This window comes from Sporosarcina sp. Y838, from assembly GCF_056786515.1.
The window spans coordinates 192,887-219,050 of the sequence record NZ_JBXCJD010000002.1 but is presented as its reverse complement, the minus strand read 5'-3'; the positions used below and the strand labels follow the sequence as shown (position 1 = coordinate 219,050).

Here is a 26,164-nt window from a genome sequence, read left to right as displayed (position 1 = left end):
ATGTTCAAGGAGCCATTCTTACGATTCACAACGAAAACAAAAAAGCATCAATTCACCCCCTCCTTAATTTCTATCGAATTTGAAAAAGGGGTACTCTTGACGAAACTAATAGAAAGTGGGAAGATACGTGGCAATTATTCAAGTGTCTCAGCGTGAAGGATCCAACTACAAAACCATTCAGGTTGCAGTAGAGGCAGCTCTACCAGGAGATACAGTGGAAGTTGATGAAGGTGTTTATGATGAACATGTAACAATCGATAAGCTGCTCGTTCTTCGAAGTTCAGAAGGTGAAGCAAGCACAGTTCGTCTAACAGGAAGTGTTCGTATCGCGACAACGGAAGAAGTGCGTATCGAATCGATCAGTATTGGAGGAGGCACTGGTCCAGTGGACTATGGTTTACATATCGAATCAGGAGATGTAACGCTTCACCACTGTCTTTTCTATGAGATTCAAGGAGTTGCAATGCGAGTTGATGCAGCTGCAAAAGTATCCGCAGGGCATTCGATCTTTCAAAAAAACATACAAGGGATTGAGGTATTAGGGCGTTTGGCTTTGTTCGAATGCATAGTAGAAGACACGATCAAGTCTGCACAAATTAGTGTGCGCGCGGGAGGAGAAGTCGCGTTAACGAATTCCGGAATTTTAAGTGGGCAAGAAGAAGGCCTTTGCTTGTATGAAACGAGTCGAGCCACAATCACCAAAAGTTCATTCATCGGAAATCGCGGGGTTCAACTTCGTTTGGAACAAGACAGTTCTATGGACGTAGAAAGTACGAATTTTTATTTTGGACATGTCCAAGGAATCTATTGTGATCAATCTAAGGGTGTCCTGAAAAATTGTGTCTTTAAAAACCAAAGTTTGGAGCATGTCGCATTTACGAATGGATCCCATATCGAAGTCGAGGCAAGTACGTTTGAAAATGGAGAGGCTGAAGGAATGAACGTCAGTGGTTCGTCAGTTGAGCTATCCGACTCACAGTTTAAAAACCAAAAAGGAGACCAAATTTCCTGTAACGAACAAAGCAAACTCTCGATTACAAAAACACAGATCCTTTCGGGTGAGTCTAGAGGAATTGTGTCCAGAAATTCCACGTGTACACTCATCGAATCTGAAGTGAAGTACAATCAGATGACGCAACTCTCTGCGTTTACTCAAAGCGTGTTCACGATTCTGGGTTGTGAAATTGAGAGTGGAAACAATAAAGGCGTTTCCGTGACAAGTAGTCAAGTGACTATTTCGGATTCTCTTATTAGCCATCATAGTGGTGTACAGGTTTTTGCTTCTGAACAATCGGAAGTAATTCTGTCGGCGACCGAAGTAAAGAGTGGGGATAGTGCAGGGATATTTGTGAAAGAATCCGAGTTGACGGCAGCCAATTGCATCATCTTCGGTCATAAGGGATCCAACGTTGTACTCAGTGCTGCGGCTAAAGCAGAAATTACCGATTGTAGAATATCGAGTGGCGATAAGAACGGCATACTTGCAGGTCCTGAAGTAGTTATTTCATTAGAACGGTCAATTTTGTTCAATCATAAAAGGCCACAAATAAGAGCAACGGAATCTGCAGAAGTCTTTATAACGGAGTGTGAAATCTATGACGGTAAATCGTCAGGAATCGTCTTGAGTCGGGTGGAGCGTACTGAAGTGACGGTAACTCGAGTACATGGTCATCAAGATGATCAAATCATCTTGCAAGATTGTTCGGATGCTGTATTCACTGGGGTGCAAGTGATGAATGGAAAGAAGGCTGGACTGAGACTCGAGCGTTCGGTTCCGGTTCTTAACGACTGTTCTTTTGAGAACAACCAAGCAGGAGATTTAGTTCGTTGGGATGACAGTGTTCCTGTGCTCACCGATACGGACTTGCAGGTTCCACCAATCACTAGTAAATTAGGCGGCAGTGCTGGACATTCCTCTACTGTAGATTCATCACCTACTGATCAGATGGATGTTTTCATGAATGGTTTGAACGGGTTTATTGGACTGGAAGATGTGAAAAACAAAATCCAGGAGTTTAAAAACGTAAGCGACATTAATCAATTCAAATTAGAACGTGGAATGAAAGCTAATCCGATGGTAGCGCCTCATATGGTCTTTCAAGGTAATCCGGGTACTGGTAAAACGACAGTCGCTCGGCTTATAGGAAAGATTTTTAAGGAACTAGGTTTATTAAAGACAGGCCACGTAACTGAGGTGAAGCGAGAAGATCTCGTTGGAACGCATGTTGGTGAATCAGAAGAACGAACGAAAGTAATTATTAAGGAAGCTATGGGTGGCGTCCTCTTTATAGACGAAGCGTATACGCTTGCAGCAGGGGGCAATTCTAGTAATGATTTCGGAAAAAAAGTAATTGAAACGTTGCTTCCTGCGATGGAAAATTCTCGCGGTGAATTCATTGTCATCGCGGCAGGCTATACCGAAGAAATGAACCGTTTCCTAGCGTCTAATCCGGGATTGAAAGATCGTTTTACTGAAAAGATTCACTTTCAAGACTATACACCAGATGAGTTGCTTCAAATCTTCTTAAGCCAGTGTGAAGGAAGCTATGTGCTCACTCCTGCTGCCAAACAAGCAGTTTATGAGGAGTTCGTGGAACGTTATCGTATCCGCGATGAAACATTTAGTAACGCTCGAATGGCACGTATACTATTCGATCAAATCGGGCTTGCTCAGTCGATGAGAATTGCGAAACTTCCGCGTGAAGAGTGGACGGAAAAGGTATTGACGATGTTTGAAGAACAAGACGTTGTACAAGCGGTACAAGAGCATGGAGTGAAGACGTACGAAGTTCCAATCGATGAAGTACTACTCGCCCATAAACGTGCAGAACTCCATCAGTTGATCGGCCTTGGTTCTGTGAAGGCTGAAATAGATAAAATGATTGAATTAATGAGATACTACAAACGAGAAAATCATTCTACGGAGAAATTGATGAACCACACGCTGTTGATTGGTAAACCGGGGACAGGTAAAACTGAGGTCGGTCGTGTGCTCGCTGGTATTTATCAAGCGCTTGGATTATTAGAACGAGGCGATCTGATTGAAGTAGATCGCAGCGATTTAGTCGGTAGTCATATTGGTGAAACGGAGAAGCTGACAGCCGGGCTGATTGAACGAGCGATGGGTAGTGCGTTATTTATTGATGAAGCGTACACACTTGCGAGTGGTGGAGAGAATGACTTCGGGAAAAAAGTAGTGGAAGTGTTGCTGAAAAAAATGTCCGATCGACAAGGCGAGTTCCTATTAATTGCCGCAGGGTACGAAAAAGAAATGAATCGTTTCTTAGACAGCAACCCCGGACTCCGTCGACGTTTCGGACTAACGTTGCATTTTGAAGATTATACACCAAAGGAATTAATGGAGATTACCGACCTCTATAGTAAAGGGTACGGCATAACAGATGAAGCAAAGCGTGCATTAGTTCGTCACTATGAAGAGATTTATGCGCGTAGAGATAGTCATTTCGGAAATGCCGGTCTTGCAAAAAAAATAGCGAGAGAAATGACGCGTAAAGTCGATTATCGAATGGCTGTGGCGAGCAATAAACAAAATAGGCTTGCGCTCGAAAAAGAAATTACGAAGGATGATTTAGTTTTGTTGGAGAGTTGAATGATTTGTTGTTTTAATACACAGGTACTGCAAAATTTCAGGTACCTGTGCAAGAAACTATTTTGATAATTCACTAAAAGGAGATTAGATAGGCACCTAACTATCTAATCTTTATTGGGTTTTTATACAATTGGTTGAATTGTTTGTTGTATTTTGTTGCACAGGCACACAAACAATTAAGTATCCTCTTCCACAACTTGCTTGTACGTAGGCAGTAAAAGCGATGCCTGTGCACTGCACAATTCAGACACTAATCAGACAATTAGGAAGGTGAATGAAAGGGGTGTAAACGATAAACTAAAGTGAGCAGTTCTCCACAAATAATTTTTACCACGCTTGTACAAAATAATTATCCATCATACTGATATAGTATCGAAATGGAGAGCGGGGAAAATTTCACGTACTGTGCGCGAAACTACTCCGGCAATTCACTGCAATTACATATTTATGAACAGGAGATTAGATAGGTATTTGATTATCTAATCTATAATGGCTTCTATACAATTGGGTGAATTGTTCGTTGTTTTTGTTGCAGGTACCAGGTCGGTTACTCGACTACTGCAAAACGAAGAACTGCCTCTTCCAATACGTCAATTCCGATTAAGATATCTTCAATCGCTGTGTATTCATTTGGATGGTGACTGATTCCGTCTACGGATGGAACAAAAAGAAGCCCTACAGGACATAACCGAGTCATGTTCATGGCATCATGGCCAGCCCCACTCTGCATGAGTTGATAGGGAATATTCTTGTCCTTACAAACCATTTCTAGCGCATTGTTAATTTCTGGGGATAGAAGTACAGGCTCCTCAGAACTAATTTCAATACTTTCTATCTCGAGTTTTCTATTCTCTTTAATGGAAGCTATCGTTTGCACTAAATGATCTTGCACGCGTTGCCTTGATGTTAACGAAGTGGATCTCATATCAATTTTCAATTCCACATCTCCTGGCACGACGTTCATAGCCCCATTGAACACCTCCATAACGCCTAGTGTAGCGACAGTACCAAAGTCTTCCTCTGCCTTCGCGACTTTTTCAAGTTCCAATGCAATTTCTGCTGCCCCAAGAAGAGCATCTTTTCTCATATTCATAGGGGTCGTGCCTGAATGTGATGCTTTACCTGTTATTCTAACAATTAGCCTAACCGGAGCGGCAATTCCTGTAACAATACCGATTTTTTTATGATTATTGACTAATACTGGACCTTGCTCGATATGCAATTCAAAAAAAGCTTTAAATTCCTCATTCACTCGACTTGCCTGATCGATGCCATTAATATCAAGTGCACAATAAGATAGTGCATTTTCTAATGTAATGCCATCTTTGTCTTTCAAATGTCGATATTTATCTTTTTCAAATTGGCCTGTCATCGCTTTACTTCCAACTGTTGATACACCAAAACGGGATGATTCTTCGCACGCAAATGAAATCACTTCAATCGGATGGTTCGTTTCAATCTTTTTTTCATTTAGGCGTTTAATCACTTCTAATGCAGCTGTGACGCCCAGCACACCATCGTATTTCCCGCCCTGGTAAACGGTGTCTAAATGAGAGCCCATGGCAACAGGAGGGAGCCCTTCAATCTTTCCTTCCCGTCTGGCAATAACATTTCCACAAGAATCCATGCGTATATCAAGATTTTCAGCCTTGCACATCCGCATAAAAGCATGGGTACATGTTTGCTCCTCGTTGGAGTAAGCAATTCTTGTAATTCCCTTATCACCTGCATTGTATTGATTTATATTTGCAAATAATGCTTCAAATCTTTTTCTTCTATCCATGCCCGTAACCTCCGATTATCTATTTTCGTCTTAGCTTGAAGAAAGTGTATACGATTTAAAGCTCTCATTTAATGATATGTGTCCCTGCTTTTTCATTGATTGCGTCTTTTAAACTTTCGGTATTCGTAATGATAACTCTCATCCCGCTCTCCTCCAAAAAGCTTAAGCTTGCTTCAATTTTAGGCAGCATACTCCCTTCAGGAAAATGGTTTTCAAGTACATATTGCTTTGTCTGTGAAATTGTAATGATCTCCAGTTCTCTTTGGTTGGGTTTACCAAAGTTAATACAGACCCTTGATACACCCGTTGTAATAATTAACGTATCTGCGTTAATTTGTTCCGCTAACAGACTTGTCGCAAAGTCTTTATCGATAACTGCATCTATGCCTTCGTATGTATGATCTTCCCGCTGTACAACAGGGATTCCACCACCACCCACTGCAATAACAACAAAATTTGAGTCAATGAGGGACTTAATGGCATCCTTTTCAAGTATATTAATTGGTTTAGGGGATGGTACCACACGCCGGTATCCTCTTCCGGAATCCTCAATAAATTTCCATTCCGGATGTGTTGCCTTCATAAGCTCAGATTGTTCAAAGGTATAAAATGATCCCACAGGTTTTGTTGGATTTTTAAAGTTGGGATCATCTGAACTTACTTCAACCCGAGTTAGAAGAGTAGCAACTTTTTTATCAATACACCTTCTTGCAAATTCATTTGTTAATGCCTGTTGAATTTGATAGCCAATCCCGCCTTGTGTATCCGCTACACAATTAACGAGCGGGATTAAAGGCATTCCTTCTTGTTCGCGTGCAATTTCAGACCTTCGAAGACCGAAACCTACCTGTGGTCCATTTCCGTGTGTAACGACAACTTTATAGCCTTCTTCCACCATATCGGCAATATTAATAACCGTTTTTTGCACTACTTCATATTGATCCTGAATTGAATCAAAGCCATTCCCTTTAACCAACGCGTTTCCGCCGATGGCAACAATTATTACTCCACTCACCCGTGTTCCCCCTATAATACGTATGTATTGTTCTAGCTGCAGTTTGTGTGCTCGTCTGCCCAGTAGCTCAAATTCAAGCTCATAGGAAATGGATCCTTCATAGTCATGATTATATACGGGATTTCAATAATTACATACAAAAACCCAAAATCGCTGCCACCGCTCATATATCAAATCGATGCCTGTGCACCACGCTATTCAGACACTATTCAAACAATTGCAGAGTTGAATGAAAAGAGTTCTCTGGCCGAATGTAGCTGGAGGTTTTTTCATTTTCAATCCAATTTTCCACCACCTTTTGTTGAGTTGGGGTTAAAACGCTCTTGAAAACATCCTCCTGGGATATAATTTAAAATGTAGATTCAATAAGAAACACCTGAAACTTTGTTAATTCAATGTTTCAGGTGTTTTTGATCTTGTTGAGACACCTTTCATTTCACCCCACCTATGCCCTTTCTTAAGTCTCAAAATGTCCCTAGAATTTGTCCGAAGTGGCTCTGAAATCTGGCACACGTGTCACTATCTCATGTCCATATCCAGTTCAAGATCTTTTATATCAAAATTAACATTAAATTAATAGATTACGACTAATTTCGACATTATATTTAGTGAAAGTGTACTACAATATATGGAAAGGTTATTAATTAATACAACATGTAGTGAAAAGGGAAGGAAGTATTGTCGCATGACAACGGTAGAATTACAAGAAGAATTCAAGCGTATTTTAGAATATGGATATCGTCGAGGAAATGAGAATGATTCGATTAAAATGGCTGATTTTATTGGAGAGTTATCCGAGCAGCTAAGAATAGAGTTTAACAAGGATGAAATAGAAGGCCTAAATCCTAAATATAAGATAGAGGTGGAATAAAAAATGAAAAATGATGCCTGCGGAAAAGCGTTCCTGTGCACCGCACATTTCAGACACTATTCAGACAATTATAGAAGTGAATGAATGGAGTTGTTGAGTATTGCGGACAGAAATGAGCCAGCTGTGCGGAGTTTTGAGCCACCGTTTGCGGACGTGAGAGCCTGAAAATCCATGCCTGTGCACCGTGCAATTCAGACGCTATTCAGATAATTGCAGAAGTGGATGATTACAGCCAAGGAAATGTACCACCCTTGACATTGTTTTTACCACTACATAACTTCTGGAAGATTTAAGATGAAAAATCATATTTTCTGTAATCAAGAAATTCGCGCTCGTTATACAAATTTGATTGGTTTTCAGTAAGGTCAGTCTTCCGCAAACGGGCCAAATTATTAAGTTATGGGGGGGGGATGTTTTGAATACAATAGTGTTATTTACAATACTTGTTTCTCTGCTAGTTTCCACCATAACTTGCTGAGTGTTCTAACAGCATTGGTTGTAAATGCAGTAATTCTACTAATAGCAACCGTCCTTTTTAATAAATTAGATGTACAAGCATTTCATAAACAAACAGATGCCGTCTTTAGCAGTTTGGGAATACTAGTATTTGCGTTTTTTATTCCAGTGCAGCGATAATGGTATTAGAATAGAACTTGTATTAATTGCGTGAGTGGTGCTTTAAAAACAGCTTTAAATTATGAAGAGAAGGAGAATACTATGAAAGAAAAAAATGAAAAAAAAATTCCTGAAAACGATACGGTTAAAGCAAGTGCTGAAGCTGAAAAAACTCTTGCTGATTTAGCGAAAGAAGCCCTGAAGTTTGGAAAAAGTAGTGAGGATATAACTATAGCTGATCAACAATCAACCTCGGAATACAATGCTGCCCTCTCAGAAACATTAAATTCAATTAATAAAGAAATTAGTGAAACTAAAGATCCAGAAGAAAAATCTAGTCTTTACAAGCAAAGAGAAGATATTATGAATAGGATGAGAGAAGAAAAAGAAAAACAACGGCAGAATAATAACGAAAGAGAAGAAAAAGACAGAAATCAAGCAACAGGTTTTTTCACTATCGTTACAGCAGTTGCATTAGGAGCTGGAGCATTTGCAACTAAATTATTATTAGATAACAAAAAAGCTTAGATAGTAAGACCTCGATTTGATTGATTTATAAATACTTTGCCAGTCCCTTAAACTATTCAAACCTCAACCAGCCGTTTAATTGTCAGAATGGTGTGAGTGACACTTTTAGTAAGTCATAATCTGTATTGCAGTTCATCAATCGGGGGCAATTACTTAGTAGTAAGCGTTCCTCCAACGATAACTAGCGGATCAATCGAAGAACGTGACAAACGAATTGCTGAGTTGACAATTAGAAAGTTTGAAGTTGTGCGCTTTTTTGAAAAGATAGTGGAAAGCATCGATTTGGCATAGTCAGAGAGCAGCAGTACGTCCCTATATGCTGCATGAGGCGAAATAATGATTAAATTCAGAATATTGACTAGACTTTTACCTTTCTATGGTTTATTATATTAATTAATCGAATAGTAGCGGATGAATATTATGGGAGAGACTAAACGTATTGTTTAGCACCGAAGGAGCAAGTTCCGAAAAACAGGAATCAATCTCTCAGGTAAAAGGACCATAATAGGACGCGTCTCTGGAGAGCGCCATGTGCCACCAAAGGAGTTACACTCTCAGGTAAAAGGACAGAGGAAGTATAGGTGAACACCTATATTTCCTCTGCCCTTTTTTGTGGTGAAATGTGGTAAATTGTAAATAGGAGGGTACATCACCATAGTCTATGAGGAAAATTGTTAATCGGCGGTCTATTATGTATTTACAATTATTAAAAATGTAAGCGCTTTATTATGAAAATGACAGAAGTGTGAAAGTATGATTAGAAGACTCGTTATTACTAACCTGAAAATTAAGGAGTGAAACATTTTATGCAGGAACAACAATTGGAAAGAGGCCTAAAAAATAGACACGTACAACTAATTGCAATTGGCGGGGCAATTGGAACCGGATTATTTCTAGGAGCAGGAAAGTCTATTCATCTAGCAGGACCTTCAATTTTATTTGCTTACCTGATTACAGGTATAATTTGCTTTTTGATTATGCGCTCACTTGGAGAACTACTCTTATCCAATTTGAAATATAATACTTTTGTGGACTTTGTACAAGATTATTTAGGGAATATGGCAGCTTTTATGACTGGCTGGACCTACTGGTTTTGCTGGATTTCAATCGCAATGGCCGATATAACAGCTGTTGGTCTCTATGCCCAGTATTGGTTCCCTGAAATACCACAGTGGATGCCGGGGTTAATTGCGCTAGTCGTTTTGTTAATTATGAACCTTGCAACTGTAAAGCTTTTTGGTGAAATGGAGTTCTGGTTCGCATTGATTAAAGTTATTGCGATTCTAGGATTAATCGTAATTGGATCGGTTATGATTATTAAAGGATTTTCAACGAGTGAAGGTCCATCTAGTTTCACAAATCTATGGAGCCACGGCGGAATGTTCCCGAATGGCATCAGTGGATTTATTCTCTCATTCCAGATGGTAGTATTTGCGTTTGTTGGGATTGAACTTGTTGGTCTGATGGCGGGCGAAACAAAGGATCCGGAAAAGGTTATTCCAAAAGCCATCAATAATATCCCTATTCGGATTATTATCTTCTATATTGGCGCCCTGATTATCATTATGAGTATTTATCCGTGGACTGCAGTCAAGCCTTCAGAAAGCCCATTCGTTCAAGTTTTCGTAGGGGTTGGAATCATTGCAGCTGCTGGTATCGTCAATTTTGTCGTCCTGACATCCGCTGCTTCGGCATGTAATAGTGCTATGTTTAGTACAAGCAGAATGATGTACTCACTTGCTAAAGACAAATATGCACCTGAACGTTTAGCAAAACTTAATAAACGTAAAGTACCTGCCGGTGCATTGTACTTCTCAAGTATCGTTATTCTAATTGCTGTTATTTTGAACTATGTTATGCCAGAAGGCGTATTTACGCTAATTACAAGTATTTCTACAGTATGTTTCATCTTTATTTGGGGAATTACGGTTATCTGCCATATGAAATATCGTAAAACAAGACCAGAGCTAGCGAAAGCAAGCAAATTTAAAATGCCGCTTTACCCGATTGCCAACTACGCAATCCTACTTTTCCTAGCGTTCGTTCTTGTTGTTCTTGCACTTGCGGAAGATACTCGTGTTGCCTTGTTCGTAACGCCTGTTTGGTTTATTTTGCTAACTATAACGTATAAGTTCCAGGTGTCGAAATTAAAACATGTTACTCAGCCAAAAGTAGCGGAAAGTTAAGTCCGTGACCTACCTCGCGTAGGCCTCGAGTGTAATGCATTAAGTCAACGAAGAAGCAGGTCCCCAAAATAACTTAGAATCAATAGTACAGGCAAAACGACAGAAAAGGGATGCAGATGCTACCCTTCTCTGTCGTTTTTGTGTGAGGATAAAGATAGTAGGGTTAGAATATTATTCACCTTCCGCTTGTACAAACTTATAGCAAATATGCGTTGTTATCTAAACCGCTTGAAGGGCACTTATATCGCTTTCGATTCAGTAATTGATAGGAATCTTCTAGGGCGAGGGACGGCTCTGTATCGAGTCTAGGCGATGGATTTACTTCATAACGTTAAAGGCCCCAATTACGATTGAAACTTCCGTTAAGAAAACAAACATAGATGCATCAGTGAACAGTTTTCTCCACACAATCGAATCATTCCTTCCGAATTTATATGTGTATATAAAAGTTCATGAAGGACGCCGTTTTGATTTACAGACTAAACAAGATGATATTCACTGTTTCTTCGAATCTATTCACATGTTTTTCAAAGTCGCTTCTTCTTCGATCTGAAAAACTTGGCTCGTTCCGCAACCCGACAATAGCACTCACCAGTATAAAGAGGTGAATATGGTTTTCTATTAGATAAATACTAAAGAAACGGGGGAGTGAGGATAAAATACTTGTTGATAAAGTATTCGTAGTATTTTCGATAATTTTATGATTAAGCCGAGAACACCCGTGACTTCAGTCGTGGGATGAATTGGCTTTTTCGTTATGAAGTGTTATCGCGTGACGAACTGGTGTTCTATTTGGTAGAATGTTCTTACGAAGGGTGGTGAGAAAATATGGAACTGAAAAAAGATTACCGAACTTATCAAATCAACATTAAAAAAGGACATAGAATATATTCTTATTTCGATGAACTTTGTCTAAATAGTAATAACTTGTATAACACAACAAACTTCTTTATCAGGCAAGTTTATACTACTCTAAACAATGAAGGTGTATTACAACCTTTACAACAAGAAGTAATGAACACAATCCTTGATAACATTGATGGAATGAATGTAAATCAACAAAAAGCATATAGCAAGAAATTAGAAAAAGAACAAATGAAACCAAAAGACGAACAAAAAGAAATAAAGGAAATACTATTTAAGTTACCTTCAAAAGAAAAATCCTTCCTAGGTTACAATTTTCTGGATTGTCTATTTAAAACAATTAAACAAAAAGACTATTATTCATTGCCAGGTCAGATAAATCAACAAGTTCTTAGAAATGTCGTGCAAAATTGGACTAGTTTTTTCGCAAGTTTGAAAGACTTCAAAAAGAATCCAGGGAAATATACAGGAAGACCTTCTATTCCTGGTTACCTACCAAAAGGAAGTAAGAAAGAATCAATTCTTTCGAATCAAATATGCAAAATTAAAGACGGTAAATTCCTGAGCTTTCCAAAAACCAAAAGAAAAATAAATATCGGTAAGTTAGCAAATTTCAACGGTAAGTTTCAACAAGTGAGAATCATACCCAAGCACCATTGTTTTACCGTTGAGTTAGTGTTTTTAATCGAGACAAAAAAACAATTATCCGCAAAAACGGAACGATGCATGAGCATTGATTTAGGTCTTGATAACATTGCAGCGCTAGTTTTTAATACAGAAAATGTTCCGGTCCTTTTTAAAGGTGGTAAAGTTAAATCTATCAATCAGTGGTACAACAAAATGCGTGCTTATTACTACGCTGCTCTTCGTAACGGACAAAAACCAAAAGAAGGAAAATTCCATTCCAAAAAATTAGTAAAATTAGATTCCGCAAGACACAGACAAATCAAAGACTTTTTCCATAAAGTTAGTTTCAATATCGTGCGAATAGCGGTGGAAAATAACATTGATACGATTGTCATCGGTAAAAATGTGGGTTGGAAACAAAAAAAGAATTAGGGAAAAGAAATAATCAAAACTTTGTCCAAGTGCCACACTCTCTGCTAATAGAATTAATCACTTACAAAGCGAATGCTGAGGGCATTTCGGTGATTGTAACTGAAGAAAGCTACACATCACAGGCTAGTTTTCTAGATGATGACATTATTCCAACCTACAAATCGGGGAATAATGTCAAACAAATATTCAGTGGAAAAAGATTAAAACGCGGTATTTACCGTACAAAAAGTAAAACATTAATAAATGCAGATGTGAATGGTGCAGCAAACATCCTAAGAAAAGTAGTGCCGAAAGCATTCGCTAACGGTATAGCGGCTGTGTGTTCCCAGCCTCAAGTGGTCAATGTGCGATAGCACTAACCCTGAAACCCGTGACTTCAGTCGTGGGAGGTTCATTAGCTGGTTGTACTGCATTGAATGAACCTTCAATTGGATTAACCAACAAGTCTTCGGACATTCACATTGCTGAAAATGATATACAGAGTTTAGACGTAGTGTCGGGTACCCACTAGCGTTGCATAGCTGTAAAAATACTTACAATTAATAGTGGTAGACCTCCAAAGTGTATGGAAAATGCAAAAAGGGAGCTCCTCCTGTAAAATAATAACTGATGACTAAACCAGTTTTTATCACACAAAAAGCAGACTCCCTACTAGTATCGTAGTTACTCCATAATCTTTCATGAATGATCGATAATTGGATAAACCACATAAATACACAAACGAAAAATCAGCCAATATGGAACCGGCTGATTTTTCGTTTTTTACTGCACTATTCATGGTAACAGACCTTAAAATGCTCAATTCATAGAGTAAAGCCGTTGAAATAATCTTGCCGACTGTACTTGGAGTAGTTGAAACAGACGGAGCTATGACAGGTGCAGATACGGGTTTTGTATTCGGAACAGTCGCAACTAGTGAATTTTCAACCTTCAAGATTTAACGGGATCAAGTGTTGCTGATGAAAGTAGATATGAAACATTTACATTAGACGCAGCAGATTTAGCTCATTTAGTTGAAGGTACAAACGTATTAGCAGCAGAGGTACATCAGGACCGTGCAACTAGTTCTGATATTTACTGGGATATGGAATTCATTACTTCAGTAAATAACGAAACGGAAGAAGAAACGATTACTCCTGAAAAAGTATATGATTATCAGGATTACTTTACTGGAAAACTAATAATCCATGATCCAAGTGTATCAGTTTCACTCGATGCAGCATCAAACGTTAAAAATGGTGTTGTGTTCACAGGTGAATATGCAGAATTCCACGGGGAAGGGTTTACGAATCAAACCGTAACCATTAAACCGAAAAAAGACCGTGCAGTCGTCGTTGACTTTAAAGGAACTGAAGTAAAAGAAGTTATTATTGAAGGAAGCAATGTTGAGGTTCGAGGCGATGAAAATGTACAAACCATTACTACTGCAAAATAAGTGGTAAAATCATAGGAAATGCAGTTCCTAATATTGGAACTGCATTTTTTATATATATTTATGCAATAAAACGCGCATGCGAAACGGGTGTGCTCGCCTATCTCACGGATTTGATCTGAATTTAGGTACCTGTGACCGGCACTATTCAGTAATTACAATACAATTCTATAATAATACAAAGTAAATCATCACTTATGCGATTTTTCCTCGCTTTTTGTATAATTACTTGATTATGTGAATTGTTCGTCTTTGTGCCTCACAGGTACCTCTTTCAGACTTACTTACCGATTTGCTCTGCGATAGCGATGTTTTAGTTAAAGAACGTAAATCAATATCATTAATGAATTTCTAAGTTGTCGAAGGTAGACCAAACAAATCAAGTCTTTGTTGAATAGTATATATTTACAGAGACTAAAGAGGGCGCCAAAGTCACTTGGAAGGATGAGGAACAGCTATGAAAACAATTATTTTTATTGGTGGTAATAAATCAGGGTCAAGCAGGGAAGCGATAAAAGCTGCTGAAAGGCTTGGTTTTTTTACTGTGTTATTAACCGACAGAGAAACTTTCCTTGAGAACAGACTTGATTTTCCCGATGTTCATCAAATGATTTTGATGGAGTTATCAGACTACGATTTAGTAACGGAGAAAATAAGAGAAATACAAGAACAAGGAAAAATAGTAGGGGCTATATTAAGTTTTATAGACCCTTTTGTCCATGTAGCTGCGAAGTTATCAAAAGAATTTGGATTGACCTCAGTGTCCCCCGACCCTTTAGTAAAGATGGAAGATAAGATTTTAACGCGTGAACTTTTAAAAAACCTTCCGGTATCCCCCTATTTTACAAGGTACGGAAAAAATGATTCCTTGGAAGACTTTATCGATAAACAAAAAGGGCTATATCCTTTGATTGTAAAAACACCCGTTTCATCTGGCTCTAAGGATGTGCTATTTGTCGAAGATGATAGAAAATTAGCAGAGTCCATAGATAGGTTATTAAAAAAAGGTAGTAATGAGGTGTTGATAGAGGAATATTTAGAAGGTCCTCAATATTTAATTGAAGCCTGTGTGTACAATGGAAAAGTACATATCGTGGCAGTGGTTGAACAGGAAATAACGTTTTTCAATCATTTTATTGTTACCGGTTATTGTTTGTTGGGAGATATGGATATAGTCTTTTACAATAAAATCTATGAAACGGTTTGTTTGGTTTTGGAACAGTTTGATTTTAAAAATGGATCCTGCCATATAGAAATGCGTTTGATGAATAATGATTGGAAACTAATTGAAATAAACCCTCGGATATCAGGGGGGGCAATGAATCGAATAATTGAAACTGGATTTGGAATTAATTTAGTTGAAGAAACAATAAAAATATTTTTAGGACAAGAGCCCAACCTTGAAAAAAAATTTGCTCGGTTTGTTTATGCGCATTATTTAACGAGTGACTCAACGGGGACATTAATAAAGGTGACAGGAAAACTACGCTGTTCCAGGCTGCCGGGAATAGAGGAAGTTTTTATTAAACCAAAAAAAGGGAAGGTTTTACACCCGCCTTTATCCATGGGCGATCGCTATGGATATGTGCTGGCTTCTTCAGAATATAAAGAAGAAGCAATGAGAATCGCTAAGGAAGCTGCAAAGGAAATCCGTTTTTATTTAGAGCCAATTTAACTATTGGAGTGAATAAATTATGATTAATAATGAATATGGAAAAAAGAATGAAGGTGAATTGGTTTGTTGTGTAAAATCTACTTTGAAGGCGATTATTGAAACTCAGAACAAGGCTGAATTACCAATATTTCAAGGTATCCTTCCGGAAATTGTCCCAATTATTTTATATTCCTCCGCAACTTTTGAACCGTATTTTTCCTTTGGCACTACCTCAACTTTACAAATCCCATTTAGAACTAGCTTTTTCCGAATTGAAGATTTGACAAACTCTTCTGCACAACTATCGCTATTACGTCCACTAGATATAGAAGGAAATTGTAACGACACAATAGACACTCTTTATCGATTAGAAAGAACAAATAGTAAAGTGATTGTATCAATACGCTGTTTTTGTAGTATTCAGTGTATAAGTCCTAAATTTGTAAATCGTCAAAGTATCACTGTTGGAGATAAGTGGTAGAAACGAAAGTCATATCAGTATTGTCAATATAAAAAGAATGAAAATTATATTATAGGATTTACAAGGATTTTACTTGTTAATGGAATGAGAAGTACTGATAGTCCTTTCTACTAATTTTCTTAAAGGGACATCTTTTATAAGGGGAGTTGAAAAAAATGACATTAATTGGGATGCTGCATCATAGGAAAGATCCGCGTAAAGTAAAAAAGGCATATGCCTATTCAGTTGTGGCCAAGGCTGAAGGCGTGGAGTTTTTTTACTTTACTCCAGCTAAAGTTAATATTAAAAACCAAACAATCATCGGGAAATATTATGAAAATGGCGAATGGATTGACAAGGAATATCCATTTCCAGACGTCATATATAATGCAAGTTATCCCTTGACTGAAAAAGGGGAGCGAACCGTAGATTATTTGTCTAAGAGGATTCCATTTACTAGTCATTCTGTCGGCGATAAAATGGGTGTCTATAAAAGGGTTAGGAAAGGTAAGGATTTCAAACAATATCTGATTCCAACATTCGAATTGACTGATGTCGAAATGTTAGTGAAGATAATTGATCTACATCCCAAAATCGTCATGAAACCTCTGTCGGGACACCAAGGCGAAGGCATCCTTTTCATTGAAAAAGAAGATGATGAAAAATACAAAATTAATGAAGCAGGAAAAATCTCGATTTATAAGAAACAAGAGTTGCTGGACTTGGCATTATTTAAAATTCAGGAACAAAAATATTTAGTTCAAAAGTTTATTTCAAGTCAGATAAAATCTGGCCAAGTATACGATTTCCGTTTGCATGTCCAAAAAAATGGAGAAGGCAGATGGGTCATAACATCCATTTTTCCTCGTATAGGTCCTTTGGGAAGCATTACTTCAAATTTAGGCAGTGGCGGTTATACTGCTTATCTTGATCATTTTTTACAAAAAGAGTTTAATGATGACTGGTTCAATGTTAAAAAAACGCTTGAGAACTTCTCATTAAGCTTTTCTAACCATTTTGACACTTTATACGATGGTGTTGTATTCGATGAACTAGGAATCGACGTTGGAATAGATGAAAACCAGAGATTATGGTTGTTTGAAGTGAATTGGCGGCCCGGGCCCCCAATAATATTTAATTGTGAATTAGATTTAGCAATAAACACGATTCAATATGCTAAGTATTTAGCTACTACTAACAAGAATTTATTCACTTGAAAGAGTCATAGAAGAAGTAAAAGTACTTTGGTTAAACAAATGAGTCGGTGTAATATAATACTGCAAAATTTATCGTTATATTTGGAATTGAATAAATGGATTAAAAAACACGTAAATCAAGCGGGAATCCGGTTGCTTTGCGTGTTTTTATTTTTAATAAGGGTCGAAACTTATTAATTAATCATACATATAACCCTGCTAGAAAAATCCCTAACGCCTCTTGATAAATTTCATCAAACTGGTCTAATGGAAGCGGATTTATTCCTGAACCAAGTTCAACTGTGAATCCAGGTCTCCGCCATTCCTGAATATACCAATCCTTATATCCAGCGTAGCTTTCAATTGTTTGAACCGGTTCGTATCCGCTGACCCTACTGAACTCGTTAACAAGAACTTCAGATTCAGGAGGTTCAAGGTTCTCATACCCCCAAAAAATTACTTCTCCCTGTGTATGAAAAGCGAGTACTCTTGCAAAATCCCGTCTTCTTGTCAGGTCCGCAATCGCAATAGCCTCAGGTTCGGACAAAGGACTTTCACCACCATAATCTCTTGGACCCGGATTCTTAGGATTACGGGCTCTTTCCAAATCCCAATTGGCAGGAAATTGATCATTCAGATCCACACCCCTTATATTGGCTTTCCACTCCGAAAAGTCCAAGCTACCATTATTCCATTCAACAACGCTGCTTCGCCATGGCTCATTTGCAGGCGGACCATTTAACACCAAATTTACGCCGTCCGGGTTGACCATCGGAACAATGGATAATGTCGTTTGCTGGTAAAAAGGGAATGTGTTAAGGCCGCGGATAGGCGTTTGGTTCGTTATGGAAAGCAGATAATCATTTAAAAAGGTCAAAATGATAGGGGTAGTAATCCATTCATTCGCATGAAATGAACCATTATAATGAACTCGTTTAGTTCCACTACCTACCAAGATTTCTGGTATTTCTCGTCCTAAAACGGAATTCCCGATAGGAGGGGTTTGCAAAAATGGATAAACGGCTAGTAACCTTCTGATATGATTCATCATGATGTCGTAATCATAGTTTTGTTTCCCGTTGATAAGCCTCCAGGTAATCCTTTTAGGAATTTTAATTATCTGTCCGACTTGCAGGCGGTTCGGTTCAAGATTAGGGTTGACAAGAAAAAGTGTATACAAAGGAAGATTTTGTCTTTGGGCAATCAACCATAGAGAATCTCCTGTTTGGATTGTATAATTGATAGCAACAAATCCAGGAATTTGAATTTGCTGACCTACCGTAAGTATTAGTGGATTGATGTTTCGGTTGGAGTCGATAATCAGTTGAAGAGGCATCTTGAATAGCTGGCTGAAATTCCAAATCGAATCTCCGGGTCTCACAAATACGTCCATGTCGTACCTCCTCTTAGTTAAAAATACTTTGTAATAAGAGTATATGAGGTATTGAGGATTTTAATTTCAGGTACCCGTTCAGGACTACAAATACATATTTATGAACAGGAGATTGGATATGGACCGCCCGAATGTCGCGGCTGACCGCCCATATATCGAGAGAGACCGCCCGAAGCCCGTGGCTGACCGCTCATATATCGGGTTGGACCGCCCGTATCTCGCGGCTGACCGCCCATATATCGGGTTGGACCGCCCGAATGTCGCTTCCGACCGCCCATATATCGAGTGAAACCGTCCGAAGTTCTTGTCCGACCGCTTAATTTCAGGTACCTGTGCACGAAACCATTCAGACGACTCACCACAATTACATACTTATGAACAGGAGATTAGATAGGTACTTGACTATCTAATCTCTATTGGCTTTTATACAATTAGTTGAATTGTTCGTCTTCATTTGATGCACAGGTACTATTTCTAATGAAATTGATTCACTTACTTTCGAAAACACGTTTGAAGTATTCTTTTTGTTCATTATCTATTGCTACGTTTAATTTATGTTGTCTATCCTTTTCAAGTTTAGCTCGGAGTTTGGTTTCATCTCTGTGTTGTTCTAATTTGAACTTTAAATCATGGACGGTCGATGAAATATAATCACACCATTCCCCTTTGTGATTCCATTCTACTTCTATATCCTGATAAGAATGATTATGGGCATAATCAATCGTTTCATTATTCCAATCTATTTTTAGACCATCTGATTTATACACCGTAAAATTCTTATTATCATGATTTAAAACAATGGTAACAGTCCATTCTGCCCATTCGGAAAACTTAATACTTACACCTTCAAACACAAGGATTCTTGTTTTAGCTAAGAGTACTTCTCCTTCATACGCATCTTCATTCTTAATATTTAAATTAACTTTATCACCATGTTTCACCAAGTCTAATAATGTAACGAGTTTAATATTTTCCACAACCGCCGTTTTTTTACGATAAAGGCCAAATATATTAAGTCCCCCTCATTTTGAAAAGTTAAGTAAGTATATTGCTAAAAGATTGGTAGTATACTTTAAGGCTTATAATTAAAATAGTTTTCTCCTCCAGAGAACCAAGTGACCGCAGTACAGGAAATAATCTAGATCTCAAAACAGCTGCCGTTCGAAATTTTTGTGTGCAACAAAAAAACAACCAATAATTCACCTAATTCTATGTTCGCCTTATGGCCGAAGTGGGTGTTAACACTCATTACACTAGCATTTAAATTTGAAATAAGTTCCATAAAAAACACTTATAGTTATAATGTCCATGGTACAATATTTCTAAAGGAGGGATATCCTTGAGAAACATTCTAGGTCTTATTATTACAATTCTTGTAATCGTCATACTGCTTAAAATAATAGGTATATTGTAAACCGTTACATTATCCCCTTTTAAATTAAAAGTCAGTTTTTTTCCCAGGTTCTGCTTCTATATGTTAGTTATCATGCTTGATTGCTTCATTTTGGTAACACCATCACCGGGGTGCTTGGGAAAAGAAATTGATTCTGGCTTGATAATACCTAGTCCTCTTTTTATTTACTGCATATGATGGGTCTCCTGTTTCCGCGTGCTACGTAACAACCTCGTTACATTCATCACAATCAATAAATTTCATGTACCTGTGCACGAAACTATTCCAATAATTCACTACAACACATATTTATAAACAGGAGATTAGATAGGTACTTGACTATCTAATCTCTTTTGGCTTTTTATATGATTGGGTGAATTGTATATTGTTGTTTGTTGCATAATGGGTACCCTTATTACTTTTCTGGTTAAAGCAATCGGGATTTGGAATGGAATAGATAGGAGGTAAATTAAATGGACACATATTTATATTTTCTTTATGCAGCTTTATACACGATATTATTGATCTGGGGATTATACGGCATTAGAAAACAAGATTTAGCAAGATGGACTAGTGTTATTTATATAGTAATATTGCCGCTTATTTATGATAATTTGCTACTGGCAACAGGTAAGTGGATTGGTGAAGGAGAGTTACTAGAAAGCTTAAACTTCTCTCGTTTTTGCTTACATGCTTTAATAACACCCTTGCTTGTTATGTATTCAATCGGTGCGTTACGGGAAAGTGGAATTGAATGGGCAAAGAAAAAGTGGCTAGTACTAGTAGGTATTCTTTATACAATTGGTTTAATCGTATTAGAGTTTTCGATAGAAGTTATCGGGTTGGAACTTGAAGTAGTGAAAGAATACGGCGTCGTCAGCTATTCAAATGTAGAAGAAGCGACAGGTCCTCCTATTATGGTGTTGCTAGTTACACTAATTCTCATTGTGGCAAGTGCGATCTTATGGAAAAAAACGAAATGGCCAGTTTTCTTCATAGGTGCCGTTGTTATGACTATTGGAAGTGCGATACCTATCAATGTAGATAGTGGAGCAGTGACGAACGCATTTGAGCTATTTTTGATATTTACATTGATTTGGACTAAAAGAAGATTGATAACAAAACAGCTACATGTTTGAATTTCGCGTACCTGTTCAAGGTCATACCCTGACAACTCACTACAAGTACCTATTTATGAACGGGAGATTAGATCGGTACTTGACTATCTAATCTCTATTTGTTTTTTATTGTACATGCACACAAACACAAAGGTGGCTTTCTCTTTGAGACAGGAACCTCCGTTGCTCGATTGGCCTAGTTTGTCCGACGTCCTAGTTCCTTCTGAACCATTTCAAGCATGGCTGACCGGAGTTTGCGCTCGTACGGGTCGGTCTCGGATTCCGGCTTGGCGAGATAGTCCTCGTTGTACTTGATTTCGAGGTAGAGAATGTCCGTCGTTTCCATGACGGTGTGGCGTTTGGACTTCTCCACCTCTGCCTCGATCTTTCCCGCCTCGTACTCCGCAAGGTTTCGCTTTGCAATCTCCGACAGGATGACGTTGATTGATCTGGTGTCAAGTGACTTTTCGTTGTTCAGCAGCGTTAGCCGTTCATACAATTTCTTGCTGGTGAGCTTCTTGACCTTAGCTTCACTGTATCTCATTTGGACAAGCCGAACATCTTGTTAATATCCAGGGCATCGAATTTGCCACGAAGAAGCGTCTTATCTCTAAAATAAGCTGTTTCAAATTCTATTGTTCGTTCACTGTAATGTAATCTCACAATTTCTCCCCCTCTGTAAAAATTAACTTATTTTAACATTGAATTAGTGCTTATTAAATTAAACTGCACTAGTGTCAGGTACCTATGCAGGAAGTGCTAATCAATCCAAAGGGTCGCCCAAAAAGATGATCAAAAAGTTATTAGAGGTGGAAGTTACCTCTGTCACAAAGCTTATTGTAATCGATACAGGGTAGCGGCTCGGTCACACAATACTTTAGACAGCTCAACTAGCCATATGGGGTTCCGTTGTGCAGTGTATCTACTGGAAATACAAACTGTCCTACCGTTGGAATTGGTGTCAAAATAACTGAGATAATGTATATGAATTCCATATACATTATCATTTTTTTGATTAGAAACAAGATTTTAAAATTATGTTAAACTTGTTAGTATATTATCATCATCATCTTCTTATTGTAAGCGATTCAAGCTGATGCACAAGAGATTCTAGACATTCAAAAAAATGCTTATTTACGCGAGGCCAAAATATATAATAATTCTCAAATTGCACCACTTACGGAAACATTTGATCAGATCGAAGAAGACTTTCAGAGGAAGACCATTTTAAAAGCTACAATAAACGATAAAATAGTCGGTTCGGTCAGAGGATACGAAGAAAAAGGGAATTGTTATGTTGAAAGATTGATGGTGCATCCAGACCATCAAAACAAAGGGATTGAAAAAAGGAGGGGGAAAGGATGACGATGAAAGCCAATCAGTTACTTTTGCAAAATTTACTTGATGTTAATCCACGTTCAGGCATCATTAATCTCCATGATAAACGAATGGCATTAATCTCCGTGGAGGCATTAGGAATTTTGCGTACGGATTTAATTAATACACTTGGTAAAGAGCGCGCAAAAGGATTTCTCATGCGATATGGCTGGGCATGTGGCAATAAGGCGGCAGAGTCTCTTGGGGAAAAATATGACTGGAAATCGACAAAAGAATTATTGTTGGCAGGTCCAGCAATGCATACATTAGAAGGAGTTGTAACTGTAGAGCCAGATGTTTTGGAAATAGAAGAGGATAAATTATACTTAACAGGTTATTGGAAAAACTCGTTTGAAGTGGGAAATCATATTGCTCAACAAGGTGTTGATAGTGAGGCGATATGCTGGACGCTAATGGGCTACGCGAGTGGTTATCTTACAAAGATTTTTGGAAAAGAAGTTGTCGCCTATGAGGAAAAATGCCGGGGGAAAGGTGACACAGATTGTTATTTCATTGCACAAACAGTTGCACACTGCGATGAAGTCCACATGAAGGACTTACGCTATTATAAAACAGAATCTTTGCAGGCGGTCTTGGAAGACATATATAAGGAAATTGAGCAGCTTAATGCAGATATCATCGAGTCAGAAAAAGTGCAAAATCAATTAACAGATCTTTTTCTAGAAGACAAAGATATCAATCATATCACGGATATGATTGGAAATGTCCTAGGGCGTAGCATCGTTATTAATCATTTAACCGAGATTTACTCATCATACTTTATGTGTAAAGAGGATGAGGAAGCATACGATAGTTGGATAAAAAGTAAGGCCTTTACAATGAAGCAAGATAACTTTTATTTCGAGTCATTTGGTTTGAAAAGTCAAAAAGTCGAATTAGGTAAACTGATTGTCATCGGTGATAAGAAGCTTGATCGAAGGGAAGAATTAATCATAAACCGCTCCTTAATGGTGTTTACAATTCAAATGTATCACCAGCGTAAAATTACAGAATCTTTATGGAGAAAAAGAGAAGATTTTTTTGCCGAAATTATTGATAATAAATTAATAGATGATGCTTCGTTAGAAAGGCAAGCTTCTATTTTTGGTTTTAAACCGGGCGAGACTAATCAGGTTATTGCCATTACCGTTTTGCCAAAAGAAAAGGTAAGGGAAATACTAAGTTTTCTCACGAAAAGGTATGCCCATTTTGATGTATTTAAGAAAGATGGATATGTCGTTATGATTGTTCCAGAGTCTAAGGAACAACATATTGATGAATTTTCCTCCAATCTACTTCAGGAAATCAGCGAAAGTTTATCAGACATAAAAGTATATATCGGTTCTGGTCGTCCTGTTGATACGATTCGAATGATGGGTAAAAGTTATTTGGATGCGACTCATATATGCGATTTTGTTCAATTAACGTACCCGATCGGTAGTCGACAGGCCGCTTATAAAGAACTGGAACCCATTATGATGTTTCTCAAAGGGTCCGATCAGCAAGAATTGATTAAGTTTTACTCGGAAACAATCGCAGAATTAGTGGAATACGACAATGAAAACCAAGGAAGTTTACTCATCACTCTAAAATCATATTTGGACAACAATGGGAATTTACAGCAAACAGCCGATGAATTGCATTTATCAATAGCGGGAGTTCGTTATCGGATTGAAAGAATTGAATTGCTGAGTGGCGTTGATTTGAAAACGGGATCTGGTCGATTTAAATGTCAGCTTGCGATAAGGATTTATTTTGTGTTACAAGTAATGAATAAAGTCTAAGGGACGAATCGGTTGCCGATTCGTCTTTTTTTTTATGGCCTAAGAAATTATAAAATACTACTTTTCGGATAAATTGAAAGGCGGCATTCAGACTATGGTGCCTGCGCTTTTGTTTTTAGAAGGAAATCTGATATCTCGTAATTCACCAGTGTTCAGTAAATTCTGCTAGTTGAAACGTTAATGTTGATGTATTTTTGCAGTTCCGAGTATTTGGAATAGGCTGTAAGATGTAGTTAGTAAGCGGTTACATTATTTAAGAGGAGGAATGAAAGATGACTACAAAACAAGAACAGGCAGTAAAATTACCTATGACGGGCGCCGAGTATTTGGAGAGTTTAAGAGATGGACGGGAAGTTTGGCTCCACGGTGAAAAAGTTGACGATGTTACAACACATCCCGCATTTAGAAATAGTGCTCGCTCAATTGCAAGTTTATATGACGCATTACATGACCCAGAATATAAAGATATATTAACAAGAGAAACTGATACTGGAAATGGTGGATTCACGCAACGATTCTTCCAACCGGATTATACACCGGAAGATTTATTCAAAACACGTGATGCAATCGCGCAATGGGCGAAAATGACATTCGGTCAAATGGGTAGATCACCAGATTACAAAGCTGCGTTTTTAGCAACGCTTGGCTCTAATCCAGAGTATTACGGTAAATATGCAGACAATGCAAGAAGATGGTATAAAGAAGCACAAGAAAAAAACTGGTACTTCAACCACGCAATTATAAATCCTCCGGTTGATCGCGACAAGCCGATGGATGAAGTGAAGGATGTATTTATCCATTGTGTTGGCGAAACGGAAGAGGGCATCTTAGTAAGCGGTGCGAAGATGGTAGCAACTGGTTCAGCACTCGTAAACTATAACTTTGTTGCACATTATGGTGCACTTGCGGTTCCAAGTGAAGAGTTTGCGCTCGTCTTCATTGCGGATATGGATACACCAGGAATTAAAGTAATTTGCCGACCTTCATATGAAAATAATGCAGCGGTTACAGGAAGTCCTTTTGATTATCCGCTTAGTAGCCGTTTCGATGAAAATGATACAGTACTTGTTTTTGAGAATGCGCTCATTCCGTGGGAAAATGTACTTGTTTACAAAGATATTGAAAAAGCAAATAGCTTCTTCCCGGAAAGTGGATTCCTGCATCGTCTATCGTTTCATGGTGTGACAAGACTTGCTGTAAAGTTAGATTTCATCTCAGGTTTATTAATCAAGGCTTTAAAAGGGAACGGGACGGATAAATTCCGCGGTGTCCAAGCCAATATCGGAGAAGTACTTGCTTATCGGAATATGTTCTGGGCAATAAGTGATGCGATGGCCTTAAATCCAGATGAAGGTGCAAATGGTTCTAAATTACCTAACTTAGATTATGGACTGGCATACCGTGTATTTATGTCGGATGGTTGGCCAAGGGTGAAAGACATTATCGAGACAGTAGTGGCTGGAAGCCTTATTGTCCAACCTTCTAGTGCACAGGATTTTAAAAACTCAGAATTGCGTCCAATTATTGATAAGCTTTACCGAGGTTCGAATGGCATTGAAGCAGAAGAGAAAATTAAAGTTATCAAATTGCTTTGGGATGCAATTGGTAGCGAATACGGAGGACGTCACGAATTGTATGAGCGTAACTATTCCGGAAACAATGAAAACATCCGTATAGAAAACTTAACGATGGCTCAAAAATCCGGACAAGCTGCAGAGTTTGAGGAATTTGCTCAGCGATGTATGGACGATTATGACTTAGACGGTTGGGTAAATCCTACTTGGATCAATCCTGATGACGTACATGCTTATAATAAAAAATAAATA

At 38.1% G+C, this 26,164-nt stretch carries 20 protein-coding genes, 2 pseudogenes and 1 riboswitch; of the genes and pseudogenes, 15 read left to right on the top strand and 7 right to left on the bottom strand.

What is annotated here, in order from left to right; all coding sequences use genetic code 11:
- Positions 1 to 127 precede the first annotated feature (127 nt).
- Entirely contained in the window at positions 128 to 3,610 is a 3,483-nt protein-coding gene (locus AC1TO4_RS03800; protein ID WP_482104225.1) for a right-handed parallel beta-helix repeat-containing protein, read from the top strand.
- A gap of 547 nt (positions 3,611 to 4,157) precedes the next feature.
- Here the strand turns inward: AC1TO4_RS03800 and AC1TO4_RS03795 are convergent.
- Complete coding sequence (locus AC1TO4_RS03795) at positions 4,158 to 5,393, bottom strand: allantoate amidohydrolase (protein WP_482104224.1); 1,236 nt, start codon at positions 5,391 to 5,393, stop codon at positions 4,158 to 4,160.
- Between the two features lie 64 nt (positions 5,394 to 5,457).
- Complete coding sequence (arcC, locus tag AC1TO4_RS03790; protein ID WP_482104223.1) at positions 5,458 to 6,408, bottom strand: carbamate kinase; 951 nt, start codon at positions 6,406 to 6,408, stop codon at positions 5,458 to 5,460.
- A 685-nt stretch (positions 6,409 to 7,093) separates the two neighbouring features.
- Between arcC and AC1TO4_RS03785 the strand changes: the two genes are divergently transcribed.
- From AC1TO4_RS03785 to AC1TO4_RS03765, 5 genes and pseudogenes are all read left to right on the top strand, one after another.
- Positions 7,094 to 7,279 (top strand): YwzD family small protein, encoded by a 186-nt coding sequence (locus AC1TO4_RS03785; protein ID WP_482104222.1) that lies wholly within the window; start codon positions 7,094 to 7,096, stop codon positions 7,277 to 7,279.
- A 717-nt stretch (positions 7,280 to 7,996) separates the two neighbouring features.
- Positions 7,997 to 8,422 carry a hypothetical protein gene (locus AC1TO4_RS03780; protein WP_482104221.1) on the top strand — a complete coding sequence of 142 codons (426 nt, stop codon included), beginning with the start codon at positions 7,997 to 7,999 and terminating at the stop codon, positions 8,420 to 8,422.
- 96 nt (positions 8,423 to 8,518) lie between these two features.
- Positions 8,519 to 8,713, top strand: a complete 195-nt coding sequence (locus AC1TO4_RS03775) for a hypothetical protein (RefSeq protein ID WP_482104220.1) — start codon at positions 8,519 to 8,521, stop codon at positions 8,711 to 8,713.
- A 120-nt stretch (positions 8,714 to 8,833) separates the two neighbouring features.
- Positions 8,834 to 8,934: riboswitch (glycine riboswitch) on the top strand.
- A gap of 294 nt (positions 8,935 to 9,228) precedes the next feature.
- Positions 9,229 to 10,608: an amino acid permease gene (locus AC1TO4_RS03770; protein WP_482104219.1), complete on the top strand. Its 1,380-nt coding sequence runs from the start codon at positions 9,229 to 9,231 to the stop codon at positions 10,606 to 10,608.
- An 828-nt stretch (positions 10,609 to 11,436) separates the two neighbouring features.
- Positions 11,437 to 12,884: pseudogene (locus AC1TO4_RS03765) on the top strand (RNA-guided endonuclease InsQ/TnpB family protein).
- 275 nt (positions 12,885 to 13,159) lie between these two features.
- On the opposite strand, the gene AC1TO4_RS03760 reads toward AC1TO4_RS03765, so the two are convergent.
- Positions 13,160 to 13,465 carry a hypothetical protein gene (locus AC1TO4_RS03760; RefSeq protein ID WP_482104218.1) on the bottom strand — a complete coding sequence of 102 codons (306 nt, stop codon included), beginning with the start codon at positions 13,463 to 13,465 and terminating at the stop codon, positions 13,160 to 13,162.
- Between the two features lie 150 nt (positions 13,466 to 13,615).
- Between AC1TO4_RS03760 and AC1TO4_RS03755 the strand changes: the two genes are divergently transcribed.
- The 4 genes from AC1TO4_RS03755 to AC1TO4_RS03740 all read left to right on the top strand — a co-directional run bounded on the left by AC1TO4_RS03755 (position 13,616) and on the right by AC1TO4_RS03740 (position 17,294).
- Positions 13,616 to 13,966 carry a hypothetical protein gene (locus AC1TO4_RS03755; protein ID WP_482104217.1) on the top strand — a complete coding sequence of 117 codons (351 nt, stop codon included), beginning with the start codon at positions 13,616 to 13,618 and terminating at the stop codon, positions 13,964 to 13,966.
- 454 nt (positions 13,967 to 14,420) lie between these two features.
- The gene (locus AC1TO4_RS03750; RefSeq protein WP_482104216.1) at positions 14,421 to 15,638 is read left to right on the top strand and encodes an ATP-grasp domain-containing protein; all 1,218 of its coding nucleotides are present in this window, start codon (positions 14,421 to 14,423) and stop codon (positions 15,636 to 15,638) included.
- Between the two features lie 19 nt (positions 15,639 to 15,657).
- Entirely contained in the window at positions 15,658 to 16,098 is a 441-nt protein-coding gene (locus AC1TO4_RS03745; RefSeq protein WP_482104215.1) for a CotY/CotZ family spore coat protein, read from the top strand.
- A 155-nt stretch (positions 16,099 to 16,253) separates the two neighbouring features.
- On the top strand, positions 16,254 to 17,294 hold the full coding sequence (locus tag AC1TO4_RS03740) for a YheC/YheD family endospore coat-associated protein (protein ID WP_482104214.1): 1,041 nt from the start codon (positions 16,254 to 16,256) through the stop codon (positions 17,292 to 17,294).
- Between the two features lie 181 nt (positions 17,295 to 17,475).
- Here AC1TO4_RS03740 and AC1TO4_RS03735 read toward each other — a convergent pair whose 3' ends face one another.
- Positions 17,476 to 18,666: a M14 family metallopeptidase gene (locus tag AC1TO4_RS03735; RefSeq protein ID WP_482104213.1), complete on the bottom strand. Its 1,191-nt coding sequence runs from the start codon at positions 18,664 to 18,666 to the stop codon at positions 17,476 to 17,478.
- A gap of 488 nt (positions 18,667 to 19,154) precedes the next feature.
- Positions 19,155 to 19,643 (bottom strand): hypothetical protein, encoded by a 489-nt coding sequence (locus AC1TO4_RS03730; RefSeq protein ID WP_482104212.1) that lies wholly within the window; start codon positions 19,641 to 19,643, stop codon positions 19,155 to 19,157.
- Between the two features lie 889 nt (positions 19,644 to 20,532).
- Here AC1TO4_RS03730 and AC1TO4_RS03725 point away from each other — a divergent pair.
- Complete coding sequence (locus AC1TO4_RS03725) at positions 20,533 to 21,198, top strand: hypothetical protein (protein ID WP_482104211.1); 666 nt, start codon at positions 20,533 to 20,535, stop codon at positions 21,196 to 21,198.
- Positions 21,199 to 21,373: 175 nt separating this feature from the next.
- On the opposite strand, the gene AC1TO4_RS03720 is transcribed toward AC1TO4_RS03725, so the two are convergent.
- Both AC1TO4_RS03720 and AC1TO4_RS03715 read right to left on the bottom strand, forming a co-directional pair.
- Positions 21,374 to 21,721 (bottom strand): hypothetical protein, encoded by a 348-nt coding sequence (locus tag AC1TO4_RS03720; protein WP_482104210.1) that lies wholly within the window; start codon positions 21,719 to 21,721, stop codon positions 21,374 to 21,376.
- A complete protein-coding gene (locus tag AC1TO4_RS03715) occupies positions 21,718 to 21,840 on the bottom strand; it encodes a hypothetical protein (RefSeq protein WP_482104209.1) in 123 nt (40 codons plus the stop codon). The genes AC1TO4_RS03720 and AC1TO4_RS03715 overlap by 4 nt, the downstream gene beginning before the upstream one ends.
- A gap of 133 nt (positions 21,841 to 21,973) precedes the next feature.
- Between AC1TO4_RS03715 and AC1TO4_RS03710 the strand changes: the two are divergent.
- From AC1TO4_RS03710 to AC1TO4_RS03695, 4 genes and pseudogenes are all read left to right on the top strand, one after another.
- A pseudogene (locus AC1TO4_RS03710) lies at positions 21,974 to 22,147 on the top strand (SUMF1/EgtB/PvdO family nonheme iron enzyme); the annotation flags it as partial.
- A gap of 116 nt (positions 22,148 to 22,263) precedes the next feature.
- Complete coding sequence (locus tag AC1TO4_RS03705; RefSeq protein WP_482104374.1) at positions 22,264 to 22,542, top strand: GNAT family N-acetyltransferase; 279 nt, start codon at positions 22,264 to 22,266, stop codon at positions 22,540 to 22,542.
- On the top strand, positions 22,539 to 24,338 hold the full coding sequence (locus AC1TO4_RS03700; protein WP_482104208.1) for a XylR N-terminal domain-containing protein: 1,800 nt from the start codon (positions 22,539 to 22,541) through the stop codon (positions 24,336 to 24,338). The genes AC1TO4_RS03705 and AC1TO4_RS03700 overlap by 4 nt, the downstream gene beginning before the upstream one ends.
- Positions 24,339 to 24,610: 272 nt before the next feature.
- Positions 24,611 to 26,161, top strand: a complete 1,551-nt coding sequence (locus AC1TO4_RS03695; RefSeq protein ID WP_482104207.1) for a 4-hydroxyphenylacetate 3-hydroxylase family protein — start codon at positions 24,611 to 24,613, stop codon at positions 26,159 to 26,161.
- The last annotated feature ends 3 nt before the right edge of the window (positions 26,162 to 26,164 follow it).